The sequence below is a fragment of the Pseudoalteromonas sp. M8 genome, assembly GCF_018141365.1.
Taxonomy (GTDB): Bacteria; Pseudomonadota; Gammaproteobacteria; order Enterobacterales; family Alteromonadaceae; genus Pseudoalteromonas.
This window is the reverse complement of record NZ_CP047239.1, coordinates 692,349-717,749: the sequence shown is the minus strand read 5'-3', so window position 1 is coordinate 717,749 and position 25,401 is coordinate 692,349. Positions and strand designations below refer to the sequence as shown.

The following is a 25,401-nucleotide window of genomic DNA, read 5'->3' as shown; positions in this document are numbered from 1 at the left end:
TTGGCCTTTTAGTTTAATAGCCTCTGTAGCAACCCTGCTGCACTTAAACCATAGTCATCGATCTCTACCTCTACGGCTTGTTCACTCCAAAGCCGTGCTTCTGAAATATTGCCATCTTGATCGCGCTCTGGAGCTGGTAGCCTAAACTCTTGACTCGAGTTTGGGCTAATGGTTTGCCCCTTACCAAGGGGGTATTTTGTACAGCGCATGCGCAGCTCTAACTTTGTGCAGTTTAGCTTGTCAAAATAAGGGTATAGCGCGGTTTCGTCGAATTGCAGCTGAAACCCGGTAAATTGAGGGCTAACGGTAATTTTGACATGTTCCCAGAAGTGGTCGATTGCGGTGGAGGCTTGGCCCTTTGCCGCTGTACTTAGCAATGATTGCCATGGTTTATTAGAGGCAACGGGCTTAATATCAAACTCTAGGTCTAAATAACCCTGTTGAGATGCAGGAATATGCCCTGGAACCTGCATATTAAAGTTTACGATATGAAATTTACCACGTTTTGATATTTTATCAGCAACACGTGAAAAGGTGTTGAGCTGCATCACCTGAGATTCAGCCATAATAGATGGGGCAAATAGCGCGTCGTAAAGTGCATGCAGAGCATATTCTGGGTGAGTTTGCCAAGAATAAGTTAAGTTGTCCCCCAGCATGTTCTTTTCGCCACCCTCAAAGGCGTTTTTACCCCAAGGGCAGACGGTTAACCAGTTTTTGAGCGGATCTTTATGGATTAAATAGAGAATACCGTAGCCTATAAGCACCGCTATCAGACCATAGATGCTCACTCTGCCAAATTGTAACATAACTGCGGCACGAGAATATTTGGCCAACACCATAGGCAGGCTGTCAATGGCCATCCCCGCAAAACCTGCTGTCACAAGTAAGTTTCCTGTGGTTGCCCACACATCTCCTCGCTTATAGGCATAGTAAGCATCAAAAGCAGATATGGTCGCACTATATGCTGAGGCGAATAAGTTTAACCTACTTGTCCATTTCATTAACGACGCTTTACTCGAAAAGGTTGGCCCATATTTTTGTTGTGCGCTATGACTTCCAAAAACACGCCTATGGTGTTCAAAGGCGGCATATTGTCGTGGACTTGGCAAACCTGATCGCATTTGTGTCACTGCGGACTGCACTGTTAAGTGAATTGCAGCAAGATCAGACACTACTCCTAGTGTATCAAAAGAGGCCCTAATACTTGGTTCTATATTTATTATTACCTGCCTCACATTTGCAATTTCAAAGATATATAAAGCGCCTAATACACCCACCATCCCTCTTTTTAGCGACTGGCTGGATGCGGCCTCGGTAACGACTTTATTTTGCCATTTCTCTAGGTTTGCTGTGCGCTCTGCGAGATTTTTGATAGTGGTGTGTTGGGTTTCTAACTCGGTTGAATAGTGTTTTGTATTTTGTACTGTGTCATCATAAATTTGTTTTGCCCTTGCTGCTGAGGCTTCAGCAGACAAATCGGCACCAGTTGCTTTAACCAAATAGGCAATGACTTTCTCTTTACTTTCAATAAAGGTGGTTGTTTGCGCTCTGTCTAACGATTGGGTTAGGAGTTCAAGGCGTTTATTCAAGTTCAAAACATCTTCCAAAGACACCTTATGGCTGGCGCCTCCGTATTTTATATTGACGTTTCGCTTTCTGTTAGCTCGTATCAGCTGGTTTAATTCTTTCACTTGCTTCTCGGCAGAAAGCTGGCGAGATTTGGGGTCAAGCGGCATGTAACCTTTAGGAAAGTTACCATTTATATAATCGGAGACCCTCATTTCGACTTCAACAAGGTGCCCAGGTGTTGAGATATCTACTAATCGCATCAGTGGCTGTAATACATCCGCTTTTGCATCAATCAATTTTGCAAAAGGGTATTTGTGCCATGCATTATTGACCTTTACGAAGGTAGATACTTGTTTTTGAGCTCGTGTAACCGACGCTTTTGCTGCTGCAAACTTGGTCTCAAGTCGTCGTAATCTTGCTCTTTCAACTTGTATCTTTGCGTCTAATTCTGCAGCTTTGAGCTGATGCTCTTCAGGAGTCAAACGCGATAGTTCAGACTTTTGTTGTTCATACTCAGCTTCTTTTTTTGTCAGCTCATCAAGCGCTTCATCTCTTGCAAGTTCGGCCTCTTTCAGTGCTTTTTGAGTTTGTTCATACTGCTGTTGAGTCGCGTTTGTGGCTGCTTGAGTCGCGGATTTTTGTTGGCCTAACGTCCCTTCGTGACTCGAAAGTTTATGGGCGATATCGGGGATCTCAAATACGCTAACGGCTAAACCAAAAATCACCTGAGAAAGCCGCCTGCCTAATTGTTCTCCTTCATTCCAATCTATTAATTCCTCTTGTTTATGGATCTTTTCGATTTTTGCGCTCGCAAGCTTAAGCTCAAAGCGGTTAAAGTCACGCTTTTCGTATTCACTTAGCTTATTTCCCGTAGGTTTTGGAAATAAAAACTGCGCAATTTCTTTTCCTGGTTTGCTTGGGTGTTGATCTAGACATTGCAGAATAAAGTCTTGTCCTCGGTGGCCGCTACTTAGCGTGTGCCAAAACTCTTTGTCTCTATTAATTTGGGCTATTTGTGCTGCCGGATGGGGCTTCAAAACCAAAAATAAATCGGTGAGTAAGTCATAGGCTTCAAAAAACCTTAAGTCAGTTTGATGCGCATAATCCTTAAAGCACTCGGTAAATCCAGCGGCTAAGGATTCTTGATCGAGAAAGTTAATGAGTTCATCAGTGAGCTCCGCTATATTTTCTGCAAGTTCTCGAAATGTTTTTTCCTGCAAAAACTCAAAAAAGGCCTCTTCATCTAAGCATTCTGTTCGCCATTCTTTAAGTTTGTTGGCAAAGTCGATGGCGTCTTCATCCGATTCGACTAGTTTTTCACCAGATGACTGTATTTCTATGTCTTTATCTAAAACGGCATCTGTTTGCAGATAGAAAGTTTGCAGCATGTAAACTGCAAGCTCGTATTTATTACGTTGCTGATAGTCGATTTCACCTGTTTCGCTGTTTACACCAGAGAGGTGGTTCATAAGCGCTTCAATTTCAACCACCAAATTTTGAATTTTCACCACATACATTCGAGCCACATGGATCCCGTCAAAAATCGGCACTTGGGCGATTTTATCGCGTTCTGGAAGGTGCAGTTTTTGATGGAGTGTCGGGGTGTTAACTACTTTGCCTTGGTCGTTATAGCCTGTGGCAAATTGCCCTAAGTTATCCAGCTTAGTCATGCGCTGTGCTCTGAGCGCTGCAGCATCTTCTGGGGCGGGGCAATGTCTTTCTTCGTCAGCGAGTGGCGTGCCGGTATTTAAGCGCGGATCCTGTTCATTAAAACCGCCAAACAACAAGATCTGTTCCCACGACCACTGTACTTCAGACCATGCGATTTCTACGCTTACTTCGTTGCCATTTAGTTTATGCGGGACGAGAATGCTGCTGATTGGCTTACAGGTTGCTGCACGCGTGCCTTGCGGTCGTGAGTTTGGCTTATTGGCCGACTTTTTCCAACTTAAAAAACCTTTTTGCCAATACAAATTCACATCTGAGAATAGCGCCGGAGCGTCAAAGTCTTCAGGTTCGATAACTTGTAGTTCACGCCATAAATAGCCATCGACATAAATATAGATAAACCCGCTGGTTACCGGAGAGGCCGATTGTAGTTGCTGTTCTGGCGTGTCGTATAAAAATGGATAAATGTGCACCAGCTCAATGTCGGCATCGCTGCTTTGTTGGTCTACCGTGTTTGAAGTGTAAAGGGGGACCTTATAATAGCCCTCTTTCGTGCCATCAACCGAGGTGTCTTTGAGCATCAAAGAGACCACTTCTTTGTCGCTTGCATAGCCCTCAAAAACAAGTTCTCTAAAATTACCGTTAGCATTGGTTTTGGTTGGTAAAGTGTGGCTCATCCTATCTTCACCTCTTCATCGCTAGGTTTGCTACTACCCGACACTTTTATATTGATCTTATTCGTACCGTCTTGGCTTAATGGCTCTGCGCCGATTACTACATCAAGGCCTGCAGGAGTGGCACCGCCGGGTTGGCTCAAAGGTGCGGGGGGCGTATTTTTATTATTAGATACCATTAAATCTCCCTGCCGAACCGCCGGTTTTCCCTCGATGTAAACATCAAAGCTGCCTTGCAGAAACTCCGCTTTTTTACCCAATGTTCGACTAGCGATACCTTTTTTATTACCGGGTTGGTCTCCCGTACTTTTTGAAAAGTTAGACTTGATATTGGCTGCACCGTTACCTTGAATTTTTACTGAGCTGGCAACGCTTGCGGCGTCTGATGAGCGGGCGATGTTGCCATAAGGAATAGGCACAACCACTTTGCCTATCTTAGTCAAACATACGTCTACTGTGCTTAACACACCGCCGCTGCCACTATGCACAGCGGTTCTACCGTTAATGAGAACATTGGTATTTGAAACGATAGCTGCTTGTCTGGCTTCGGCTTCAAAATCTCTGGCAACATCACTCTCAGTTCCTACTTGCCAACCCAGTTTAAGGGTTACCAAGTCTAAGAATGCTTGTGGATCGCTAATAGGCAGATTGACATCCATTCCCGTTATTGGCTCAATATGCGGTAGAACAGCCGTTTGGTTTTGTTCATCCCATTGTGGTGGGTCGATGATGTAGTCAGGAATAAACGCATTGACCATTTGGCCTAAGGTAAAATCGCCGTATTTGGCTCTTTCGATTTCTTCTAAAAAGGCTTGCTCTCCCGCAGCACGGTCGGGAAATATCGCAATACGGTAGGCTTGTCCCAGCGCTTGATTTCGCTTTGCACTAATATTCAATGGCAGTAAGGCTGGATTGTTGTGTCGCAAGAAGCTGAACCTGAGGTTCGTAATTTGGCAGTTTGCGCGTCGACATTGTATTGCACGCTCTGGGCTTCGTTGCCTGCACCGGCGCCGATAAAGCTCATTGTGTTGTCCTTAAATTATTCCTTTAGTCGCAGTTGTATTGGTTTTATCTAATACAAACGGCGTAATTGTTCCGCATTGTCTGCGCTTTGTCAAAGTGTGAATTATTGTGAGTGTTTATTAACGTGAGCTGTATAAAATAAGTGAGAGTGGCAATGAAGGTGGAAGTGAGTGGATAAACCACCTTACTAATGCAAAGTGGTTTGGGTCGACTTGGATTGATAAGTTCTGGGAGTTAGGCAAAGCTTTCGTTGATATAGCCTGCGTCGCCAATAATAGCGATAACGTCGTCTTCTCCTTTGGTGTGTAAATTCGCCGTGTTATCCCTAAAACTTACTGGCTAGGTGAGAAAGAAGTCATTATTTCTCTTAAAGGCAATGAGTTCATCTATTTCTTATCTAAACCTCAGGTTATTTATCTATGAAAACTCTTTTTTCTTCTGTTAGATAAATGAACAATTTTGTTTGACCTTACCATAAGGGTAAGGGTTAGTGTCCAACAATGAGAATGAACGCGTTTGCGGAGATAGAAATGGACAAGGTAATAAAATTTAATGTATCAGGCATGACATGCGCCTCGTGCGTTGGCCGAGTTGAGAAAGCCTTAGAGAAAATGTCCGGCGTTGTCAGTGCCAGTGTTAACTTAGCCTTGGAAGCGGTTTCGGTAGAGGGTAGTGCGGAGGTGTCGGCGTTGGTCAATGCGGTAAAAGATGCCGGCTACAAGGTCGATACCAGTGAAGTGCAATATCAAGTTAAAGGCATGACTTGTGCGTCTTGTGTAAGCCGAGTGGAAAAGGCGGCGCAAACATTACCGCAGGTAATTAAAGCCGAGGTCAATTTAGCGACTGAAAAGCTAACCTTAACTTTAGTGGCAGAGTTACCGTTCGCTGAAATCGAAGCCAAGCTTAACGACGCCGGTTACACTGTGGTACAGCCACAAGCAGACCCTGATGAGTCAAGCGAACAAGTGGCAGCAATTCCCTTTTATCGCGCTGATTGGTTCCCAGCAGCGGCGTCACTGACGCTCACCTTACCTATGGTGTTACCTATGTTTGCCATGCTGTTCAACCAAAACTGGATGCTCCCGGCTTGGATGCAATGGGCACTGGCCACGCCTGTTCAGTTTTATTTTGGTGCGCGTTTTTATCGTGCCGGATGGAGAGCAATAAAAGCGGGGACGGGGAATATGGATTTGCTGGTGGCCATCGGCACCAGTGCAGCGTATGGCCTGTCGCTTTATTTGTGGTGGACATTCAGCGGTGAGTATGGCGCTCCGCATTTATACTTCGAAAGCAGTAGTGCCGTGTTGAGTTTGGTACTGTTGGGTAAGTATCTTGAACACAGAGCCAAGCGACGTACAACCAGCGCCCTTAAAGCGCTTGAAAGCTTAAGGCCAACATCGGCTATGGTCTGGCGTGATAACAGTTGGCAAGAAGTCCCTGCTGGGGCAGTAAAAAGTGGCGAACGACTATTGATCAAACCTGGTGAGCGTATACCGGTTGACGGCGTTGTAGTTGAAGGTCACTCACAGGTAGATGAAGCGCTTATCAGCGGTGAAAGCGTGCCTGTTTATAAAGCACAAACAGATAAAGTTACTGGTGGTTCGGTGAATCTTGATGGCGTGCTTGAAGTGGATGCAACCAGTGTTGGTGCGGAATCGACACTAGCCAAAATTATTCGTTTGGTAGAACAAGCACAAGGTGCGAAAGCACCAGTGCAAGCGTTGGTGGATAAAGTGAGTGCGGTATTTGTACCTGCGGTATTGGTGATTGCGCTCATTACATTTTTTGCATGGGGGCTCAGTACAGGAGATTGGCCAACGGGTATTCTGAATGCGGTGGCGGTTCTTGTTATTGCTTGCCCGTGTGCGCTTGGTTTAGCAACACCTGCCGCGATTATGGCAGGTACAGGCACTGCCGCGCGCTATGGGATCTTAGTAAAGGATGCCGGTGCACTGGAGCAAGCAACTGCCATCGATATGGTGATTTTTGATAAAACGGGCACGCTTACGATGGGCAAACCTGAGCTTAGCAATATGCACACTTTTACGTATCATCAAGACGATGTGTTACAGCTGGCGGCATCGTTACAGCAATACAGCGAACACCCGCTTGCCAAGGCGGTGGTCAATAAAGCACAAGAAAAGCAATTGTCATTACTTCCTGTAAGCGACTTTAAAGTGGTAGCAGGTAGAGGCGTTAAAGCACAATACCAAGATCAAACAGTCTATTTGGGGAGCGGCTTTTGGATGCAAGAGTTAGGCTTAACTTTGCCTGCGCTATCAGAAGAAATACCCGGCGCTTCTTTATCTTGGTTAGTGAGCCAAAATAGTGAACTGAGCTGCGAGTTTTTGGCGCTATTCTACTTTACTGACGAGCTTAAAGCTCATGCCTATACCGCGGTCAAACAGCTTAGGCAGCAAGGGATTAAAGTTGCAATGTTGACTGGAGACAGCCAAAGTAGTGCACAGTACAACGCTAAATTGCTAGAACTGGACGATTATAAAGCGCAAGTTCTGCCAGAGCACAAAGCTGAGTATATTGCTAATGCCCAACAGCAAGGTTACTGTGTGGCTATGGTCGGCGACGGGATCAATGATGCCCCTGCGCTGGCACAGGCTGATCTGGGTATCGCAATGGCAACCGGTACGGAAGTGGCGGTAAGCGCATCGGCAATGACGCTGATGCGTGGCGAGCCAAGCTTAGTGGCATCTGCTTTAGCGATGGCAAAATTAACCTATCGCAAAATCAAGCAAAATCTATTTTGGGCATTTATCTTTAATGTCATTGGCATTCCATTGGCAGCACTGGGTTACCTTAGCCCTATTTTTGCAGGTGCGGCGATGGCGACCAGTAGTTTACTAGTCATTAGCAATGCGTTGTTATTGCAACGTTGGCAACCAAAGGAGTAAACGTCATGGAAAAACTGATCACAATCGGCGAAGCCGCGCAGCGTACAGGACTCTCGGCAAAAATGATCCGCCATTACGAAGCGAGCGGGCTACTAAAGTGCAGCAAAAGAAGTGAAGCAGGCTACCGGCTGTACGATTCACAACAATTACAATTGCTAGGTGTGATAAAGCAAGCACGAAAACTGGGGTTTCCTATTGCGCAGATCCAATCTTTGCTCGATTTGTTACAAAACCCAGATCGTACTAGCCGTGAAGTCAAATCGATAGCGCAGCATCATTTGAATGAGATTGAGCATAAAATCAATGAACTTCAGCAAATGCGTGAGACTTTGAAACAACTGTCGGACAACTGTAATGGTGACGAAAATGCAAACTGTCCAATTTTAGATGGGCTTTGCCAAAATAGCCTAAAGTAGCCGAAGGTTAGAATAAGCAAACGTTAAATAGCCAGTCTTCATCATTGAAGACTGGCTATTTTTGTAGTTGCTGTAATGTCTCTGTAATCGCTTGTAACTCGGTGTAATAGATAAAATCACGACCCTTAAATATGCTTTTAAAGTAATAGCTTAAAGGAGCATATTAAAATGAATAAAGAACTAGATATTGCCATTGTGGGTGGCGGTGTTTCAGGTGTCTATAGTGCATGGCGTCTTCAACAAGAGCTTGGTGATACACATCGCATAGGCTTATTTGAGTATAGCGATCGTATCGGTGGTCGTTTGTACAGTCGCACGCTTCCAGGGTTGCCCAACGTTGTGGCTGAGCTTGGTGGAATGCGCTTTATTCCTGACGATCATGTGATGGTGAGTACGCTGGTGGATGAGCTAAAACTCCAAACCAAAGACTTTCCTATGGGCTCAAAGCTGCCTTTATACCCCTCAAATGCAGAAAGCTCTCCTGAAGCAGGCAGTGAAAACAACCTCTTTTACCTGCGCGGACAATATTTTAGATATCGTGATTTCGCCGAGTGTCCAGATAAAATCCCATACCAGCTTGAAGAAACAGAGCGAGGCTATGGACCGGAAGATCTTCAAGTTAAGGTCATGAACCTCATCTGCCCGGGCTTTGCCGATATGTCTCTTGCAGAGCAGATGAAAGTCAAAGTGTTTGGCAAGGAAATCTGGCGCTTTGGCTTTTGGAACTTGCTTGAGCATGTGTTGAGTAACGAAGCATATCTTTTTATGAAAGAAGCGGGTGGCTACGATGCTAATGTGGCGAATGCCAGTGCGGTTACTCAGTTGCCTGCCACTGAATATAGCGATGATACGGTATTTAAGACCCTAAAAGATGGTTTTCAGGCGTTACCGCTGAAGTTATGTGAAGAGTTTGCTGCGGCACCGGGCTGCCTTGACCGCTGTAAGCGCGTTAACATGTTGCATCGACTTGCAAAAATTGAGCTGCACCATTGTGGCGAGTATCGTTATGAACTCACTTTTCAACCAACACAAGTGAATAGCAGTGGGAAAGTGGTTGATAAAGATGCTCCAGCGTACAGCGTTAAAGTGAAGCGGCTTATTTTGGCTATGCCAAGGCGCTCGCTTGAGCTAATTGAATCGCCGTTCTTTGACGACCCTTGGTTGAAAGAAAACATTCCATCTGTACTTATCCAAAAAGCGATTAAGATGTTTATGGCATACGAGCAACCTTGGTGGCGCAGTTTGGGCCTTGTTGCTGGTCGCTCTGTCACTGACTTACCAATCCGTCAAACTTATTACATGGGCACGGAATGCGATCAAAAAGCATGCCTTGAATACGAGACCAACGAAAAAGGCGGACAGGTATGTAAAGTAGAGCACACCTATGGTGAGCCCAATACCAACTCGCTGCTAATGGCTTCTTACAATGATATTGGCACTATTCCTTACTGGAAAGGTTTAGAAAAGGGCGAGCATTACCAAGGCTATATGCCAGCCTATGGTGCACAAGGTTATACCGAAAATGAGATAGTACCTAAAAACCAGTATCAAATTACCACCGGGATGGTTGAAGCGGCACATCGCCAAATTCAAGCGTTACATAATCAAAAAGCGCTCCCAATGCCATATTCTGCTATCTACCAAGAATGGGGAGATGACCCTTATGGCGGTGGTTGGCATGAGTGGAAAGCCAATTATCGTCTCGATGAGATCATGTGCAGAATGCGCCACCCGGTTGCGAGTGAAGAAATCTATATCGTTGGCGAAGCGTACTCCTATGAACAAGGCTGGGTTGAAGGAGCGTTAAATACGGCTGAATCAACATTGGCTGAGTTCTTTGCTTTACCAACGCCTAATTGGTTATCCAAAGACAAAGTCCAGTACGAACAGTGGCTTGAGTCACACCACAACTACTTACCAGTAGATTGCCGTAAAGGTGACTGCTCGTGTCAGCATTCAGCGCAACAACCAAATGCTAGCTCAGACACGCTAGACGAAGTCACTGAGTTCGCTTATCGAGGTATTAATCATGAGTACCGCTAATTTTACGGTTGCTGACCATTTACTGTGGCGGTTAAAGCAGTTGGGCCTTGATAAGGTGTTTCAAGTGCCTGGTGACTATGTGCAAGAATTTATGACCGCACTGGACAACTTTCCAGGTATTGGCGCTGTAGGCGATGTAACCGAACTAGGGGCAGGCTACGCGGCGGATGGATATGCAAGATACCGAGGTATTGGCGCGGTGTCTGTGCAATACGGCGTTGGCACGTTCAGCGTATTAAACGCCATCGCCGGCGCTTATGTCGAGCGTAATCCTGTTGTCGTTATATCGGCAAGCCCATCGGCTGAAAACCGTGTAGATATTGAAGAAACAGGCGTGTTATTTCATCACTCTACCGGCGACTATAGCGCTGATAAAAAGGTGTTTGAAAATGTCACTGTCGCCAGTGAAATTCTTTCGGATCCTGCTTCTGCTCCTGACATTATTGACAATGCGTTACGCCTTGCCATGAGTGAAAAGCGGCCTATTTATCTAGAAGCATGGCAAAACGTGTGGGGCGCAGCTTGTGATAAACCAGATGGCCATTTAGTGATCCCAAGACCTGCATCTAATCCTACGATGATGGCAAATTTACTCGATAAAGTAATCAACCGACTCAAAGAAGCTGAGAAGCCGTTGGTATTATTAGGCATAGAGATCACGCGACTTGGCATACAAAGGGAAGTCGAAAACTTGCTCTGTAATCTCAATATTCCGTATACCACGACCACGCTAGCCAAATCAGTATTAAGTGAGGCGCAAGGGCTCGGAAGGAGCTGTTTGTTGGCACCTATGCGGGTGAAGCGTCATGGCCTGAAACGTTTGACTTTGTTAGCAAACGAGATTGCATTTTAGCGTTGGGGGCAATATTCACTGATGACTACCTGACCATGTTAAAAACGCAAGACAACGAATTGATCCGCGTGAATATGGGCGAAGCAAGAATTGGTAACTGCGAGCGTTTTGATGGTATCGATTTAGCACAGTTCATTGATGATTTAACGGTGTATATTGAGCATTACCCGATGCAGCATCATGCGCTTTGCTCGTTGCCGGAAAACCCCTACTTGAAAAGTCCCGTACGAGATTGCGATACCATCAGCTACGAAAACTTCTTTTGCACATACCAAAAGCAGTTAGCCCAATGCCAAAAGGTGCGTGACTTCAACCTTATTTTAGGTGAAAGCTCTTCGCTTTATATGGCGGCTCGTTTAACTGGTATTGAAGAAAGTCGCTTTATTAGTGACGCGGCTTGGGGGTCGTTAGGTCATGAAACCGGTTGTTCACTCGGCACAGCTTTGGCTGACAATCGACGTAGTGTTGTGGTTGCAGGCGACGGTGGGTTTATGATGATGTGCCAAACACTGTCTACCATTAGCCATAATAAACTCAATACTGCGGTGTTTGTAATGAGTAACCAAGTGTATGCAATTGAGCAGTCGTTCGTTGATATCTGTGCGTTTACTCCTGCGGGCGCATTTGCACCATTTGATGATCTGCATCGTTGGGACTATAAATCATTAGCGAATGCGTATTCTGTTGAATATTTGCATGTAGAGACCGTCGCGGATCTAAATGGGGTTTTTGCTGCGCTTCATGAAAACCCATGCAAGCCGTACCTCATTAAAGTCAATATTGATAAAAAAGATCTCGCACCGGCGATACAAGATCTCGCCGAAGCCATTACGGGTAACAAAGTGGACGACTGTCCATGTGGAAATAGCACAGCGCAAGGAAACAACAATGCCTAAACAATCCAATAAACCAATCCCTGAATATCAGTTAGAAGAAGCACAAAAGCGTATCAACCGCTATTGGCGCGCGACACAAGGATTTATACTCGCGTTAGAAAGCAAGCATGGCTTTTCTGCAAAGCAGTTGCTTACTTTATTGCCAACGGGGGATACTTCGATGGAGCGCTTTAGAGAATATCAAGCTAAAGCACTTATCTTTAACACACGATTTCAGTTTTCGCCCTCGGTGATTGTGATGTGTAATAACACCGATGATGTAATGCGCGCCTATCAAGAGGCGATAGCGTTTAACTTACCCATTCGGGTGCGCTCTGGCGGCCATGATCACGAAGGGGAGTGTAGTGGCACAGATGTGGTGCTACTGGATTTAAGCGGTTTAAAAGACTTCTCCATTGAGAAAGAAGGCGATGACTATATTGCTCATATTGGCTCTGGATATCGCTTTTATCAATTAGTTCCAAAGCTTGCGGAATCTGGTTACAAGGATATTCCGCCGTTAACCATTCCGCACGGCACCTGTGCCACGGTTGGGTTAGCTGGGTATATTCAAGGCGGTGGCTGGGGCCCGTGGACGCGAGCAAAAGGGATGTGCTGTGAGTCACTCGTTGGTGCGACTGTTATTTTGCAAGATGGTTCGAGAGTTGAGGTATCTGAGACTGAAAATGAAGATCTCTTATGGGCACTACGCGGAGGCGGGGCGTTAAGTTATGGAATAGTGACGGAGTTTAGAGTCAAAGCTTTTGAGCTACCTGACGAAATCCACCGCTTTGAAATTAACTGGAATAATGAGGCGGTTGGTTCTACAGACTTAGCAACTTGGCAACTGCTCAGCCAGTGGGAAGGTGCGATTAACGATACAGGAAAGGATACCGAGAACTTAGTTGGTACTAACCTAAAAATCAACGCGATCCCAGATGTTAGCGAGTGTGAAAAATCATCTGGTTACGAAAAAGCGTTGGCGCACCCAAGCACTATGTACGGTTATTGGCAAGGCTCCGAAAAGGCGCTACTTCAGTTTGCTAAGCAGTATTTTCCCACTGCTAAAGTGCAGGTGACGGGCACGGACACCAAGCAGAATTATAGCGAAGCATTGATGTCTGACTGGTCGCGAAACTCTTTGGCTAATCTCAAAAAACTGGGGTTAAAAGGGACGCTTGCCGCAAGCCTTGATGGCGAACCATTTACACCAGACTTCGACGCCCCAGCGCCACACAAGATCACCTCGAAGCTAGTGCGTGAGTCTGGTCTTACCGAACAAGGCAAGTTGGCGCTATTGCGTTCACTCACATCGCCTTTACTGTTTGCACAAAATGCCCCACTTGGACTATTTAGTTATGTCACTCTAGGTGCCATTGCAGGTAAGTTTTATGCTAATGATACTTGGGATGATGCTAAGGAACGTGTTGCCTTTCCTTATACTACTGCGCAGTATACCATTCAATACCAAACTTGGTGGAATACTGAGTTAAAATATGACGGCAGTTATGACAGCAAACGCCTTGGTCAAGCAAATCCAGTATACCGTTATGTAAACCGTGCACTTGATTGGATTGAAGTTAGCCGCGACACCACCATAGAAGGGGCATACGGCGCGTTTATCAGCTTTAAAGACGCATCCATCCCGACGCAAACCTACTTCCAAGAGAATTACGAAAAACTCATTGAAATCAAAGAGGAGTATTCGGGTTTCACAGTTAAATTAGACTGTGGTAAAGAGGTTTACGTCAACTTTAATCGCCTAAGAACCCGTAAGACAATTATTTAACAGTGTTAAATGTGAAGAGCAAAAAGCCAGTATCGGCTTTTTGCTTGGTTTCACCTTGAGGTAGGAGATGTTTTACACAGCGACTTTGTTGTTTTTATATTGAATTTTTGGCTGGTGAGATGAGGGGGATTTTTCATCAAAAATTCGTTAGAAAACATAAACTGCTCGGCGAGTGAATCGCCTCCTACAAGCATGACTTCACTACAGGGTAGGAGCTGTTTTACACAGCGATTTTGTCGCTTTTATCATGTGCTTTACGCTGCGGCCTTGAAAGCATGTTAAATATCTAACACCACCACTTCCATTTGGTCTTGCGTATCATAAGGCTGGATCTGCATTTTTATTTGGCTCTCAGAAAGCAACTCCAGCTGACCTTCTGCGGCTTTGTATTTGCTGTGAACGACCTTTACTGCATGAATACCAAATCCGATTTCTCGCTCTAAGCGTAAAACTAAACCATATGAAGTGGTGGCTCCGCGGTCGGTTCGGTAAAGCACATAGTTATCGCCATTGACATTCAGTCGATTAAGTTCGGCAAAGGAGTTGTCAACGCCGCTTTGTTTGATCTCGGAATAATCACCAGCGGCAAAGATGAATACGATGAAACTCGGCACTGCTGCTGCCAAAGCGACTAAGAAGCCAGACACTTTGAGTAACTTGGTGCGTCGACATAACGACCACAGCAACACTGAAGCGGGCAAGATGATGGCCAGTATCATAACGAAAAGGTAATTATGCTGAGGAGCTGCAAATCTTAACTCCCAAGGCAAATTACTCATATTAAGGATGACCAGTAATACAACAATGACCAACGCAATACTTGAAAATCGTTTCATAAATTAAACCTAAACTACAACCAAAGTAAGTGATACCAAAAATAAACCTCAGGTTATTTAAACAAGCTGAATTTCCCTGTAAATTCTTTAAGCTCCGCGCTATCGCCAAACATGCAAATGCCAAAGTACTCTAAGTCTTGCTCTGGTGTTTCAGCGGTGGCGCTTACTTGCTGTTCGGATGTGCCAACAATCATGGTATTTGTAAAGTCGGTAAAGGGGATGTTACGAGCCACAAGCTCTGCTCGCACTTTTCTGATTTTATTACTGTTATCTGCTTTAAGCACAATAAAAGGGTAGTGCGAAATCGAAGGGTGAATGCCGCCATCTTTGTCTCGATACGGTAAAAAGCAGAGCTCATCAGTATTACCAATTTGGTCAATGAGCCCAGCGGTCATATGGCCAAGCGCATTAAAAAGTCGACCAAGTTCAACTTTTTTATTGAGCACAGCAACAAATCGCTTCGAGTTTTCGTCCGGTAAAACGGAAAAATCAGTCATAGACTTCCTTGAATAAGAAAAGAGACGCTTAACCATATCATAATAACACTATCACCGCGCCTAGATTTCGATAATTGATTGTAATTCCTTAAAAATTTCCTAAGGAGATACAGTAAATTTTGTTAGGCCAATCAGTTGTCCTGAACTGGTGACAACGTGCACCTCCCACTTACCTGTTGAGTCGGCGGGAAAGTTGCTCTTATGGCTCCAAGCTCGGTAGCCTTCCTCGCGTCCACCGCTAATATTTAAGGGGATTCGGTCAACCACTTGCTTGTTGTGTACCCACACGTGAAAGATCTTTTCGTTTAGTCCTCGTGGTGCTTTTACCGCGCTCCAACTATACAAGCCTTGTTCGTGAAGGGAATGGGTATTGAGGTGCTGGATACTGTTCAGCGGTTTTCGTTGCTGCCTATCAACTTCATAAGCCAGCGTAATGTCGGTGAGTCGTAAGGCCGCCGGGGGAACCCAGCTACGTAACTGCCACAAACCAGCGCTAAGCGCACTTAGCAGCAGAGCCAATAAGGGAAAACGCCACCACCTTGCATGTGGCATGACATTACCAAGACTCGGTAGGGTAAGAATAATGGCGGTGACTAGCGCTATTTGTATACTTTGGTCGGTTGTCAGGTGAAGCAAAATAGGTAGCGTAACTGAAATCACAACAAACAAAGCAAAATTGTGGAATACCATAAACAGCACATTGTGCCGGGCTAGCTTTTTGTAATATATCGGGTCTACAACGGAGATAAACGCGCAGAGTGCAATTAAGCAGGTAAACGCGGCCTGTGGATGATTCCATGTCGTGGCAGCCAAGAAAAAAGGCAGTGCGAAGAATAGGCTTTCCTGTTGCACCATTTGTAGGGCAAAGCGCATAAAGTTGGGTGACAACACAATACCAAAACGTTGCTCCACTTGGTCGCGAAGCCAGTTATCAATAATAAGCCACAGCCAACTGGTGAGTAAAAGCAGAGCGATGATCTGTGAAAACGACTCTTTACGTTCAACTAAAATAAAGCTCGCTATACCACTGCAAAAAGCCAACAGCGCCATTAGGCCGGGCCACTTCTGCATCATCAAAATAAATTTTGTTATTAGGTTTTTGAAATAACGCATTGAAATAGAAATTGCTTGCTGGTCTGTAAGATTCAAGCACTTCAACCATGAATGCAGTATGAGTTTAGTAATTAACACACATAACTAGCTAACATTGGTTTGGATGGCGTTAAATGTGTTTTGATTTTAGCGCGAATGTCACTCGACTGGTTTTGGCTTAACTTAAAAGCGCCATGCATCGTATTGATTTTAATCTTGAAAAAGTTAATGGCGTTAAACAGCGATTGGCGTTGATTAGCAGGCACGCTATCAAGTTGCCAATTACTATTTGAAAACTGCTCAAAATGCATTATCTGCGCTTGCATTGACGCGTATTTTTCATCATCAGTAGCAATAAGTGCGAGCTCACCTTCAACTACCACATTTGCGTACAACCACGTGGGGAGCTTAATGGCAGGGATAACCGTGGGTGAGAGGTAATGATCTTCACAGTGGAAAACTGCTTGAATAACACCACCTGTGTGAAAAATCGGGTTGTCTTTTGTAGCGTGTCCGAGCAAATAAGCATGGTCATCACTTAATGTTAGCGGTACAAAAACCGTCTTTATCTTGCCTTCCTGGATCACCGTCAGCGTGGCCAGCGGGTGTTTTGTGATCACAGAGCTGAGTATGTTTGGATTGCTTTCAATGTAGTAGTTTCTTGGGTAGCTCATAACTTTTCCTCCAACCTCGCTTTCACTTCAGGCCACATCTCGTCAGTGATGGCAAATCGTGCTGTATTACGGTAACTTCCGTCGGGCAGGCGTCTATCTTTTAACGACAAGCCTTCAAAATGGGCACCGAGTCGAGCGATGGCATTACGAGACTTATGATTACATTCATGCGTTTGAAATTGCACACGCACCAGTCCAATCGCTTCAAAGGCATATTTGAGCAACAGGTATTTGGCGTGGGTATTAACATGCGTACGTTGAAATTCAGTACCAATAAAAGTATGGCCGATTTCGGCACTTAAGTTGAGTTTATCAAGTCTAAACAAGCGGCTATTACCAGCCAGTTTACCTGAGTCTTTATCTATGATTGCAACAACAAGTTGTTCGCTTTCGTCAAATTGCGCAGAGCCGTAAAACCATTGCTCTATGGTTTTTTGATCGCGACAATAATTATTAAATACCCATTTCCAGATCTCAGTTTTTTTGCCTCGAGCCAATAACTCAGGTAAATGCGCGGCTTCAAGCGGAGTGAGCTTAACGCGATTGGATTCTAGCGTTTGTTTTGAAAGCATCAATTTTCCATTCATTCTGTGTTTTTAATGCTTGCATATTGCGCTGATTTTGGTTGATATAAAACAACCAGATTTAATAATTTAATTAGACCAGACTTGATTTCTATTAGCCCAAAAACACAGTCTCAAGATGCTAAACATAAACGCTTAGCAGATGTTTTACGCAGTGCCATTACTGAAGGTAAGCTCACACCCGGTGACAAACTTCCTTCTGCCCGAAAGCTGGCTGAGTTACATGGTATGAATCGGCACACGGTGATGAATGCGCTACAAAACTTGGTAGCTGAAGGCTGGCTGGTGGTTAAAGAGCGCAGCGGCTATCGAGTCAATACTGAACTACCTATTTTCAGTAGCCAACAGATAGACACAAAAGTGCCTGCTACACCACAAATCGTACCGCAATTTGCTAAAACACTGACCCCAGTAAGCAGCACTAAGCGTACGGCCTACCGCTATAGTTTTGCAGGGGCTTACCAGATCTTCATGCTTTTCCCTATGATGAGTTTAAGCGGTTTTTGGTAAAGGCGTGCCGCAAAACCAATGTCAGTCATTTTCACTATTCAGACATTGCGGGGTGCGAGTTACTGAAATCCCAAATTCAGGCGTATTTGCGCAGAGCGAGGGGACTGGTATGTGATGATTTACTGATTTGTAATGGCTCCCAAGAAGCGCTCTCATTGGTGGCAAATGCATTTATTAATCCAGGTGATGGTGTTGCCATCGAAATGCTTGGTTATCCGCCTGCGCGACACGCCTTTACTAATGCAGGGGCTGAAGTTTTTGCATTAGCACAAGATGCAGAAGGCATTAAAGTGGAGGCCTTGGCGCGCTGCCTTGAACAAAACAAGGTGAAGCTGTTGTATTTAACTCCTCTACATCAATACCCCACGACAGTGACTTTATCTGTACCGAGGCGCATGGCGATTTATCAGCTGTGCCAGCAGTATGGCGTGTTTATTATTGAAGACGATTACGACCATGAGTTTCATTATCTCTGCCCACCGTTACAGCCGATGGCGGCAAGCGATCCAAGTGGTATTGTGATTTATATTTCTACTTTCTCAAAAATCATGTTTGCCGGTGCTCGTGTGGGTTATATGAGTGCGCGGGCAGATGTGCTTGCGCAATTGGTGGCACGTAAGCAGCTACTTAATCACAAAAATGATGCCCTTACCCAGTTGGCTGTGGCTGACTGGATGGAAGAGGGCGGGTTTGAGCGCCATTTACGCCGCATGACCAAAGCCTATCAAGGACGCCATCAGGCGATGGCGCAGCATCTAAGCGAGCTTAAAGCCAAGTTAGATATTGACTTTGAAGTGCCACAAGGCGGCATGGCGTATTGGGTAAACAGCAAACGCGACGTCTCGAGATTATCTGAAAAAGCACTTGAAAAAGGGATTTACGTACAATGTGAGCCTGAATTTACTCTCGGTAAGGCTAGTAGTTTAAGTCATATTCGCTTAGGCTTTGCGGCGCAAGAAGTCGAGCAACAGCAAGCGGGGCTGAGTGAGTTATTTGCTTTGGTCGCAGAGCTGGAGAAAAATCATGAATAAGCAACAAGCACTGGCCGAGTTTGTTACATTCGGCCCACACAAAGAACAGGCATTAAATATATTATTGAGCGATAACAGTGCAGTATCGCTCGCTATCAGCAAGGCGATGTTAAGCGTGGTATTAGCAAAATATCTCAGCGGTGAAATTGACGAAGATGACCTCGAAAATTGGGCTGGGTTTGTTGAACTGCGTGACGAGATTGATTGCACCTTGATAGAAGATTACCTCTATGCGTTGAATAATCCAGAGCTGATGGGTGGAATTAACCTCGATTCCATCGGTAATATGTTGAAACTCATTAAAGGTTAAATACAAAAGGAAATATCATGAGATTGATAGCGGCTGCATTGTTTTTATTAAATTGCCAAATCGCGTTGGCGGGAGGAGATGTGTGTGAAAACCCTATCTCAACCATAGACATCAACGAGTGTGCAATGAGCGAGCTTAACGCGCGAACCGAAGCGCTTGAACGTTACTACCAAAAAAGCCTTGAGCATAATGCCTTTGATGTGCAACTGGTGGAAGCGATTAAAGCCTCGCAGTTGGCGTGGCAAAGCTATCTCGATGCCCACTGCGGCGCGGTATATACCCAATGGCGAGAAGGCACTATTCGTGGCGTGATGGCACTCGAATGTCGTAAGGAATTAGTAAAAACCAGAACTCATACACTTTGGGCTAACTTTTTAACTTATATGGATAGCACTCCACCAGTATTACCAGAACCAGAGTAAACGCGTGATTCTGGCAATAATTTTGCAGTTGCCCCTTGGAGATATTATCCAGCTGTGGTTATGCGCCTATGCTGGTGTTTCATCTCTCAATAACATCACACCTAATACGATAAACCATAGGATTTGCCCCAATCCGAAGATAGCAGTGGTCACGTCAAAAAATGGGTTTGCTGAGAAAGAAGAAAGGCCAGAAAACAATGTAAGGATTCCTGCAATACTGACCAACAACCCCCAATAATGCAACAGTGGACTAAAAACGTTATGTTTAATGCCAACATAGCTAACCGCTAGTACCCATATTGCACCGACCAACTCGATACCACCGCCAAGCGCATCTACCACTATCGAGATGGTGCGATTAACCGTTAGGGCAAGTGCTGGATCGATCTCATAAAATTTTGCAATTGCTGCAATGCTGGTTAAAAAAACCATGGTACTTGCAAGTACAATTGCGGCCCATATATAACCCACTATGCTAGCAAATTTCATCAGCTCAGGAGAGGCTTTACTCAAGCGCTGCTGCATGGCTTGTACCAATACGATAAGCGTGAAGCTGAAAATAATCCCAATGACCATATAGCCGAGGAAAAAGGTGTCGCGATTTTGGATGAAAAAATCTAGGTAAAGCGCTGGGGTATTATGTCCACTGGAGTCCAATACTCCAAAAAATAATACAAAGCCAAACAAATAAGTTGCCGCTTCTGTGAGTGCAGCGACTCCTCCCCATTTTTGTAATGACATGGCTACTCCAAAAACTTGATTATTATTGTTGTGCTCAGTTTAGCAACATATGGAGAGTCAGCGCCAAAACAGGGGGATTATTTGTAACAATAGTTTATCGATGTGGGTGTTTTGGGAACAATGCTATCCGCATTACTATTTCGCATCATAATCACAGTACAGGCTGCAGGTGGAGCCATTGAGATGCCAGACATGGGTTCTCATGCAATCTGGTGAAGGTAAACAGCATAGCGAAGCGTCGCTATGCTGTTGAAATGAGGTATGCAGGTTATGCAGGTGTTCTGCGTCTAACAAAAGCCAACAGCGTGCTTAGCATCGCTAGTAAAAAGCCGAAAGCACCACCGGAACTACCTTTATCTTCCTTATCGGTAGTCGTTGGATTAGAACTCGCTTTATACTGCGCTTTAACAACTAGTTCACTGGTGACGTTGTCAAAAGTCGTATCCCACCCAGTAAATGCGTAGCCATTTCGTTTTGGCTCTAGAGGCGGTGTTGCTGCTTGCCCATGAGAAATTTCCACGGCCTTGATGACTGTACCATTCCAATCTACGAACTTAACTTGATACATATTAATTTCAAATTGTGCAGTAATGATAAGGTCTTGCTCCACTTTGCTAAAATCTCCATTCCATCCAGAGAATGTGAAACCTTCTCTGGGCGGAACTTGAGGAGCATTCGCGGAAGTACTTTCTTCAATAGTTTGAGTAGCAAGCACGCCACCGTCCCAATTCTTAAACACGACATTAAACAGTTTTGGTTCGTAGCTTGTTACTTGAAACGCGGTTTTGTTGTCTGTGTAGTCTAATTCAGGGAATTCTGACGAGAAGCGGACGGTTGGCGTAAATACGCCTACTTCGCTGGGCGTTACATTAAACGAGACTTGAACTGATTTAATGTCAGCGCCATTGCTAAAACTACATATGTGACGGTTACTTAACGCTTCACAGCTAGTAGTATATTCGTTATCTACTGACTCGAAATCAAGCTTTAATGCGGCTTCAGAATCTAGGTAAAGATGAAATTGACTAGGTAAACTGGGTAGTGTGTTTTCAGCTATTTCTAACGTAACTGGGATGCTAGACCCCATTTTTACCTGCTTGGCTCCCGTTATATCCCTAACAGAAATTTTATTGATCTGTTCTTCATCAACAAAGATATAAGGCGTAGCGCCTAACGTTGTTAACTCTCGCGCTTTAGCACCTTGGCTATATATTCCCGCAGAGTCTATTTGAGTACTAGCGTCTAATTGCCAAACACCTTGACCTTGTTGCAAGTCATCGTTGCTGAAACTCAAACCTTTAGTACCAACAAACTTATTTTGACTATTGCCTTGTTGCCATTGCTCTATAGTGAAAAGCTTATCTTCCGCGTCAGAACCTTCTGGTGCTCTGAGAGCATAATAACCTTTGGCCATCCCCGATAGATCTGACGCTGTGACTGTTAGCGTTATGTTTTGCTCACCATTCGCTGATGCCAGTTGATTAGATGAAAAAGCGATATGGTCGATTCTGGGTGGTACTAGATCTAGTTCTGTTTCATTTTTTACAGTGATGACAGAAGGTAAGCCTAGTGTATTAAAGTGTCCTCGGTTGTAAACTCCCATATTTCCGTTGCTGTCAGTGAGCATAGCTGTGGCAACAAACCACTCACCTGGCAACGCCTTATCTGTAAAGGTAAACGAATAATTTGAGCGATACACCCCTTCGACGTCGGTTTCTAGCCAATCAGATGACTCAGCCTGTTTTATAGCAAGTGATTTATACTGGCTAGGTGGTGAAACCCTAATTACGCCTTTAGACATAGTCGACTGGTCGTAAGCTTCTACGGTTACGTTAACCGTCTTATCGCCTGTATTTACATCAACTTCAGTGCCTGAAATCACAATAGATTTGATCTCAGGATTAACTCCTTCAGAGACCTTATCATTTGAGACGACGATATGTGGGTTAAAGCCGGCGGCTTCAATTTCACTCTCGCGAAGCCAAAAACGAACCGCGTTATTTACGTCAGTTACGTGGCCTAAGGTTAAAAACCATTTACCATTGATGTCGGCATCAGTGAAAGTAAAACTGACTTTACTTTCATACACACCAGTCTCATCGATTTTCTGCCAATTAGAAGCTACTGCTGATTTGTTGCCACCCCAACTAAAGCCTGTTGGTGGTGATAAATAAACACGTGCGGATTTTACACCGCTTTCATCGTAAAATCTCAAGTTAATATCTACGGTTTTGTCACCGTCGTTGACATTAACTGAGTTTGAGGTCAAGTGGATTGCTCTTAGCTCAGGTGGGGTTCGTTCAGTTTCATTTGTAGTTTGTTGGTGTTGCTGGCAATGGGTATTGAGCACTTCTAACATAGTCTCAGCGGGCAATAAATTGTCACTTACGCCACTGGCAGCATTTGCCATCAGTAATTCAATTTTTGTATCACAACCTATTTGTGGATCGGTGATGGTATCTAAACTGAGCGGTTGGCTTGCTTGTGCATTCATTGCAGCTAGCCCAGAGACTAGTGTTGCCAGTGTGGTTTTCGTGAAGAGATTAAAACTCATTGTTAGTCCTTTAAAGTTATAGTATGTGGCTCTATTTTTAGCGAAATACTCTGTTAGCACGGTTTAGTACTACAAAGTTGAGTAAATATCCTAAATTAGCATGTGGCTCTAAATCTTTAGAGAATTTTTTGTACTTGAATTGTGAACAAATGTGAAAGCCATTCTTCTCTACTCTGTTGCTTTAAGGTGCTTTTTAAGGTGATCAATAAAAAGTTGAGTTTTATAGGGGGTGTAGTTTGCCTTCGGATAATACGCCCACAATTGTTTTGTTTCTGATTTCACTTCAGGTAAAACAGGTGTGAGCAAACCTTGGTCAAGCTCTCTTTTCACATAGCTAGGAGAAATAAACACCAGCCCCAAACCTTGCACGGCCGCAGTCAGCATTGCGTCTAACTGATCAGAGACGAAGTTGTAATTGTCAAATTGGAAGGTGTCTCCATTTTCAAGAATAATCCCACCTAGCTTATGGTAGTAACTGCTTAACAACATTTTATGTTGGCGGAGATCATCCAGAGATTCGATAGGGTTATGCTGTTTGAGATAGTGAGGAGCACCAAAGATTTGCATTTGGTAGTCAATGAGCTGGCTGCCTTTGTGAGAGGCTGAGTCAAACGCTTCATAGTAGCGTGTGATCACTAAATCGTGATTAAGATCTGGGTGTGCGCCAGGGGCGATGACATTAAGATGAATTTTTAGCTTGGGATATTTAGCTAAAAATGAGGCGATATTTGGCATCAAGATGGTGCTGCCTACCGCGAGAGTTGATGCGATTTTCAAGCTACCTGATGGCGTTTGATTCAGCGTTTGTCCGTGATCAGTTAAACATTCAAACTGCGCAAGCCATATTGAAGCTTTCGGCAAAAAGTGCTCCCCAGCCTCAGTGAGATTGACTTGGCGAGTAGTGCGAATAAATAGCGTTAAGCCTAGTTGTTGTTCTAGCCAGTCAATTCGTTTGCTCACTGCAGACGCTGAAACACCTTCTTCATCTGCGGCCCGGGTAAAACTGCCAAACTCTACAACTTTGCTAAAGCTCCGTACTCCGGTTAACCAATCCATTAATTGTTTCCTGATGGGAATAAGTGTTTTTATTATTACCTTGTTTTTTGGATATTAAAAGCTCGGTAAAATTACCCTCTATTAAGTTAAGAGGAGCTGACGTGTTTCAAGTGGTGTTTTTAGCTGTTTTGCTGATGTCTTGCTCTCAGATCGCAAGCCAAATCTACATCCCTGTTTTACCTAATATTACGGATTCCTTACAGCTTACGCCTAGTCAAGGACAAGCAGCAGTAATTAGCTATTTCACTACACTAGGAGCTGCGCAACTGCTGGTTGGGCCGCTACGAGATAAGTTTGGCGATAGGCCTTTATTTTTTAGTGGGCTGGGTATTTTACTGTTAGGTACGGTTTTTTGCTCAATAGCATCTAGCGCCGAGGTATTTTTTATCGGTCGAGTGTTGCAAGGCATTGGTGCTGCATCGCCGGTGTTAATTGGCAGAACGCTTCTTGCTGCAAGATTATCAGGTGCAGAACTTAAAAGCGCGATGGCGACACTGGCAATGTCGGTGAGTGTGACTGCTATTTGTAGTCCATTCTTGGCTGGGGTGTTATCTGGCTGGGTAGGGTGGCAGGGGATGTCATGGTTTGCATTCGCATACTATGTTTTGATTTTGGTGTATGGCTATAGAATTATGCAGCAGAGCAGTAAAACTACTTTGTCGTTACGGCCAAACGCGCTCTTTTATGAATATCAAAGTCTATTGCTAAACCGATCATTTATTTCCCTCGCGTCGCTCAAATGGTTACCTACTTTTTTGTATCTTACCATTCAGTTGTATCTGCCGTTTTTACTGGCAAGGCAGTTTGGCTTGGAATCCAAAGCAATAGGTCAGGCGATGATGATCCCCATGTTTGGCTTACTCATAGGGTCAATATTAACTAAGGTACTACAACGTAAGCGCTCCTATTTAGATATTGTAATTTGGACTTGGCCTGCATTAGTTGTCAGCGTGTTATTGCTGCTATTTGCAAGTGGTAGTGCGCTTGCTGTTCTGCTCGCTTATGCTGCGATTATGTTTGTATTTGGCGCGTATTTTCCAAGTTACATGCATCTAATTGGGGTTTTACATCCAGAAAAGGCAGGAACAGCGAATGCGCTGGTTGGGGCGGTTGAGCTGCTATTTTTTTCTTGCGTGGCATGGGTAGTTAATAAGTGGTTACTGAGTGGTGTAGAGTCTCTTGCGGTACTCGTTTTTGGCTGTGCACTGTTACTGTTTTTAACCTGGCGGCATTTATGCACTGTTTTTATGCCGGTTTGTAAAGAGTAATAAAATG

General features: G+C 44.5%; 18 protein-coding genes and 2 pseudogenes. 10 read left to right on the top strand and 10 right to left on the bottom strand.

Annotated elements, in window-relative coordinates; all coding sequences use genetic code 11:
- Nucleotides 1-8: 8 nt before the first annotated feature.
- Both GSF13_RS02835 and GSF13_RS02830 read right to left on the bottom strand, forming a co-directional pair.
- A complete protein-coding gene (locus tag GSF13_RS02835) occupies nucleotides 9-3,914 on the bottom strand; it encodes a hypothetical protein (protein WP_211865052.1) in 3,906 nt (1,301 codons plus the stop codon).
- Nucleotides 3,911-4,935 (bottom strand): annotated as a pseudogene (locus GSF13_RS02830) (DUF4150 domain-containing protein). Before GSF13_RS02830 ends, GSF13_RS02835 begins: the two are co-directional and overlap by 4 nt.
- Before the next feature lie 529 nt (nucleotides 4,936-5,464).
- On the opposite strand from GSF13_RS02830, the gene GSF13_RS02825 reads away from it, so the two are divergent.
- The 6 genes from GSF13_RS02825 to GSF13_RS02805 all read left to right on the top strand — a co-directional run bounded on the left by GSF13_RS02825 (nucleotide 5,465) and on the right by GSF13_RS02805 (nucleotide 13,819).
- Complete coding sequence (locus tag GSF13_RS02825; RefSeq protein WP_211865050.1) at nucleotides 5,465-7,843, top strand: heavy metal translocating P-type ATPase; 2,379 nt, start codon at nucleotides 5,465-5,467, stop codon at nucleotides 7,841-7,843.
- A gap of 5 nt (nucleotides 7,844-7,848) precedes the next feature.
- On the top strand, nucleotides 7,849-8,259 hold the full coding sequence (gene cueR, locus GSF13_RS02820; protein WP_174169465.1) for a Cu(I)-responsive transcriptional regulator: 411 nt from the start codon (nucleotides 7,849-7,851) through the stop codon (nucleotides 8,257-8,259).
- A gap of 168 nt (nucleotides 8,260-8,427) precedes the next feature.
- Nucleotides 8,428-10,302, top strand: a complete 1,875-nt coding sequence (locus GSF13_RS02815) for an FAD-dependent oxidoreductase (protein WP_211865048.1) — start codon at nucleotides 8,428-8,430, stop codon at nucleotides 10,300-10,302.
- Complete coding sequence (locus GSF13_RS24535; protein WP_249122620.1) at nucleotides 10,289-11,155, top strand: thiamine pyrophosphate-binding protein; 867 nt, start codon at nucleotides 10,289-10,291, stop codon at nucleotides 11,153-11,155. The genes GSF13_RS02815 and GSF13_RS24535 overlap by 14 nt, the downstream gene beginning before the upstream one ends.
- A 35-nt stretch (nucleotides 11,156-11,190) precedes the next feature.
- Entirely contained in the window at nucleotides 11,191-12,051 is an 861-nt protein-coding gene (locus GSF13_RS24530) for a thiamine pyrophosphate-dependent enzyme (protein WP_249122619.1), read from the top strand.
- Nucleotides 12,044-13,819 (top strand): FAD-dependent oxidoreductase, encoded by a 1,776-nt coding sequence (locus GSF13_RS02805; protein WP_211865046.1) that lies wholly within the window; start codon nucleotides 12,044-12,046, stop codon nucleotides 13,817-13,819. Before GSF13_RS24530 ends, GSF13_RS02805 begins: the two co-directional genes overlap by 8 nt.
- 278 nt (nucleotides 13,820-14,097) lie before the next feature.
- Here GSF13_RS02805 and GSF13_RS02800 read toward each other — a convergent pair whose 3' ends face one another.
- From GSF13_RS02800 to GSF13_RS02780, 5 genes are all read right to left on the bottom strand, one after another.
- Nucleotides 14,098-14,655, bottom strand: a complete 558-nt coding sequence (locus GSF13_RS02800; protein WP_211865044.1) for a hypothetical protein — start codon at nucleotides 14,653-14,655, stop codon at nucleotides 14,098-14,100.
- 53 nt (nucleotides 14,656-14,708) lie between these two features.
- Nucleotides 14,709-15,152: a DUF2000 domain-containing protein gene (locus GSF13_RS02795; RefSeq protein WP_174169462.1), complete on the bottom strand. Its 444-nt coding sequence runs from the start codon at nucleotides 15,150-15,152 to the stop codon at nucleotides 14,709-14,711.
- Between the two features lie 99 nt (nucleotides 15,153-15,251).
- A complete protein-coding gene (locus GSF13_RS02790; protein WP_211865948.1) occupies nucleotides 15,252-16,265 on the bottom strand; it encodes a DUF5924 family protein in 1,014 nt (337 codons plus the stop codon).
- Between the two features lie 71 nt (nucleotides 16,266-16,336).
- The gene (locus GSF13_RS02785) at nucleotides 16,337-16,918 is read right to left on the bottom strand and encodes an FMN-binding negative transcriptional regulator (protein ID WP_206473109.1); all 582 of its coding nucleotides are present in this window, start codon (nucleotides 16,916-16,918) and stop codon (nucleotides 16,337-16,339) included.
- Nucleotides 16,915-17,490: a GNAT family protein gene (locus tag GSF13_RS02780; protein WP_010603638.1), complete on the bottom strand. Its 576-nt coding sequence runs from the start codon at nucleotides 17,488-17,490 to the stop codon at nucleotides 16,915-16,917. The genes GSF13_RS02785 and GSF13_RS02780 overlap by 4 nt, the downstream gene beginning before the upstream one ends.
- Nucleotides 17,491-17,586: 96 nt before the next feature.
- Between GSF13_RS02780 and GSF13_RS02775 the strand changes: the two are divergent.
- From GSF13_RS02775 to GSF13_RS02765, 3 genes and pseudogenes are all read left to right on the top strand, one after another.
- A pseudogene (locus GSF13_RS02775) lies at nucleotides 17,587-19,043 on the top strand (PLP-dependent aminotransferase family protein).
- Nucleotides 19,036-19,353 carry a hypothetical protein gene (locus GSF13_RS02770; RefSeq protein WP_206473105.1) on the top strand — a complete coding sequence of 106 codons (318 nt, stop codon included), beginning with the start codon at nucleotides 19,036-19,038 and terminating at the stop codon, nucleotides 19,351-19,353. Before GSF13_RS02775 ends, GSF13_RS02770 begins: the two are co-directional and overlap by 8 nt.
- Before the next feature lie 17 nt (nucleotides 19,354-19,370).
- Complete coding sequence (locus GSF13_RS02765; protein ID WP_174169458.1) at nucleotides 19,371-19,775, top strand: lysozyme inhibitor LprI family protein; 405 nt, start codon at nucleotides 19,371-19,373, stop codon at nucleotides 19,773-19,775.
- A gap of 66 nt (nucleotides 19,776-19,841) precedes the next feature.
- Here the strand turns inward: GSF13_RS02765 and GSF13_RS02760 are convergent, their stop codons facing one another.
- The 3 genes from GSF13_RS02760 to GSF13_RS02750 all read right to left on the bottom strand — a co-directional run bounded on the left by GSF13_RS02760 (nucleotide 19,842) and on the right by GSF13_RS02750 (nucleotide 24,126).
- The gene (locus tag GSF13_RS02760; protein WP_211865042.1) at nucleotides 19,842-20,516 is read right to left on the bottom strand and encodes a DUF4386 family protein; all 675 of its coding nucleotides are present in this window, start codon (nucleotides 20,514-20,516) and stop codon (nucleotides 19,842-19,844) included.
- A gap of 268 nt (nucleotides 20,517-20,784) precedes the next feature.
- On the bottom strand, nucleotides 20,785-23,070 hold the full coding sequence (locus GSF13_RS02755; RefSeq protein ID WP_211865040.1) for an InlB B-repeat-containing protein: 2,286 nt from the start codon (nucleotides 23,068-23,070) through the stop codon (nucleotides 20,785-20,787).
- Between the two features lie 168 nt (nucleotides 23,071-23,238).
- The gene (locus GSF13_RS02750) at nucleotides 23,239-24,126 is read right to left on the bottom strand and encodes a LysR family transcriptional regulator (RefSeq protein WP_211865038.1); all 888 of its coding nucleotides are present in this window, start codon (nucleotides 24,124-24,126) and stop codon (nucleotides 23,239-23,241) included.
- A gap of 101 nt (nucleotides 24,127-24,227) precedes the next feature.
- Between GSF13_RS02750 and GSF13_RS02745 the strand changes: the two genes are divergently transcribed.
- The gene (locus tag GSF13_RS02745; RefSeq protein ID WP_235368178.1) at nucleotides 24,228-25,394 is read left to right on the top strand and encodes an MFS transporter; all 1,167 of its coding nucleotides are present in this window, start codon (nucleotides 24,228-24,230) and stop codon (nucleotides 25,392-25,394) included.
- Nucleotides 25,395-25,401: the final 7 nt, after the last annotated feature.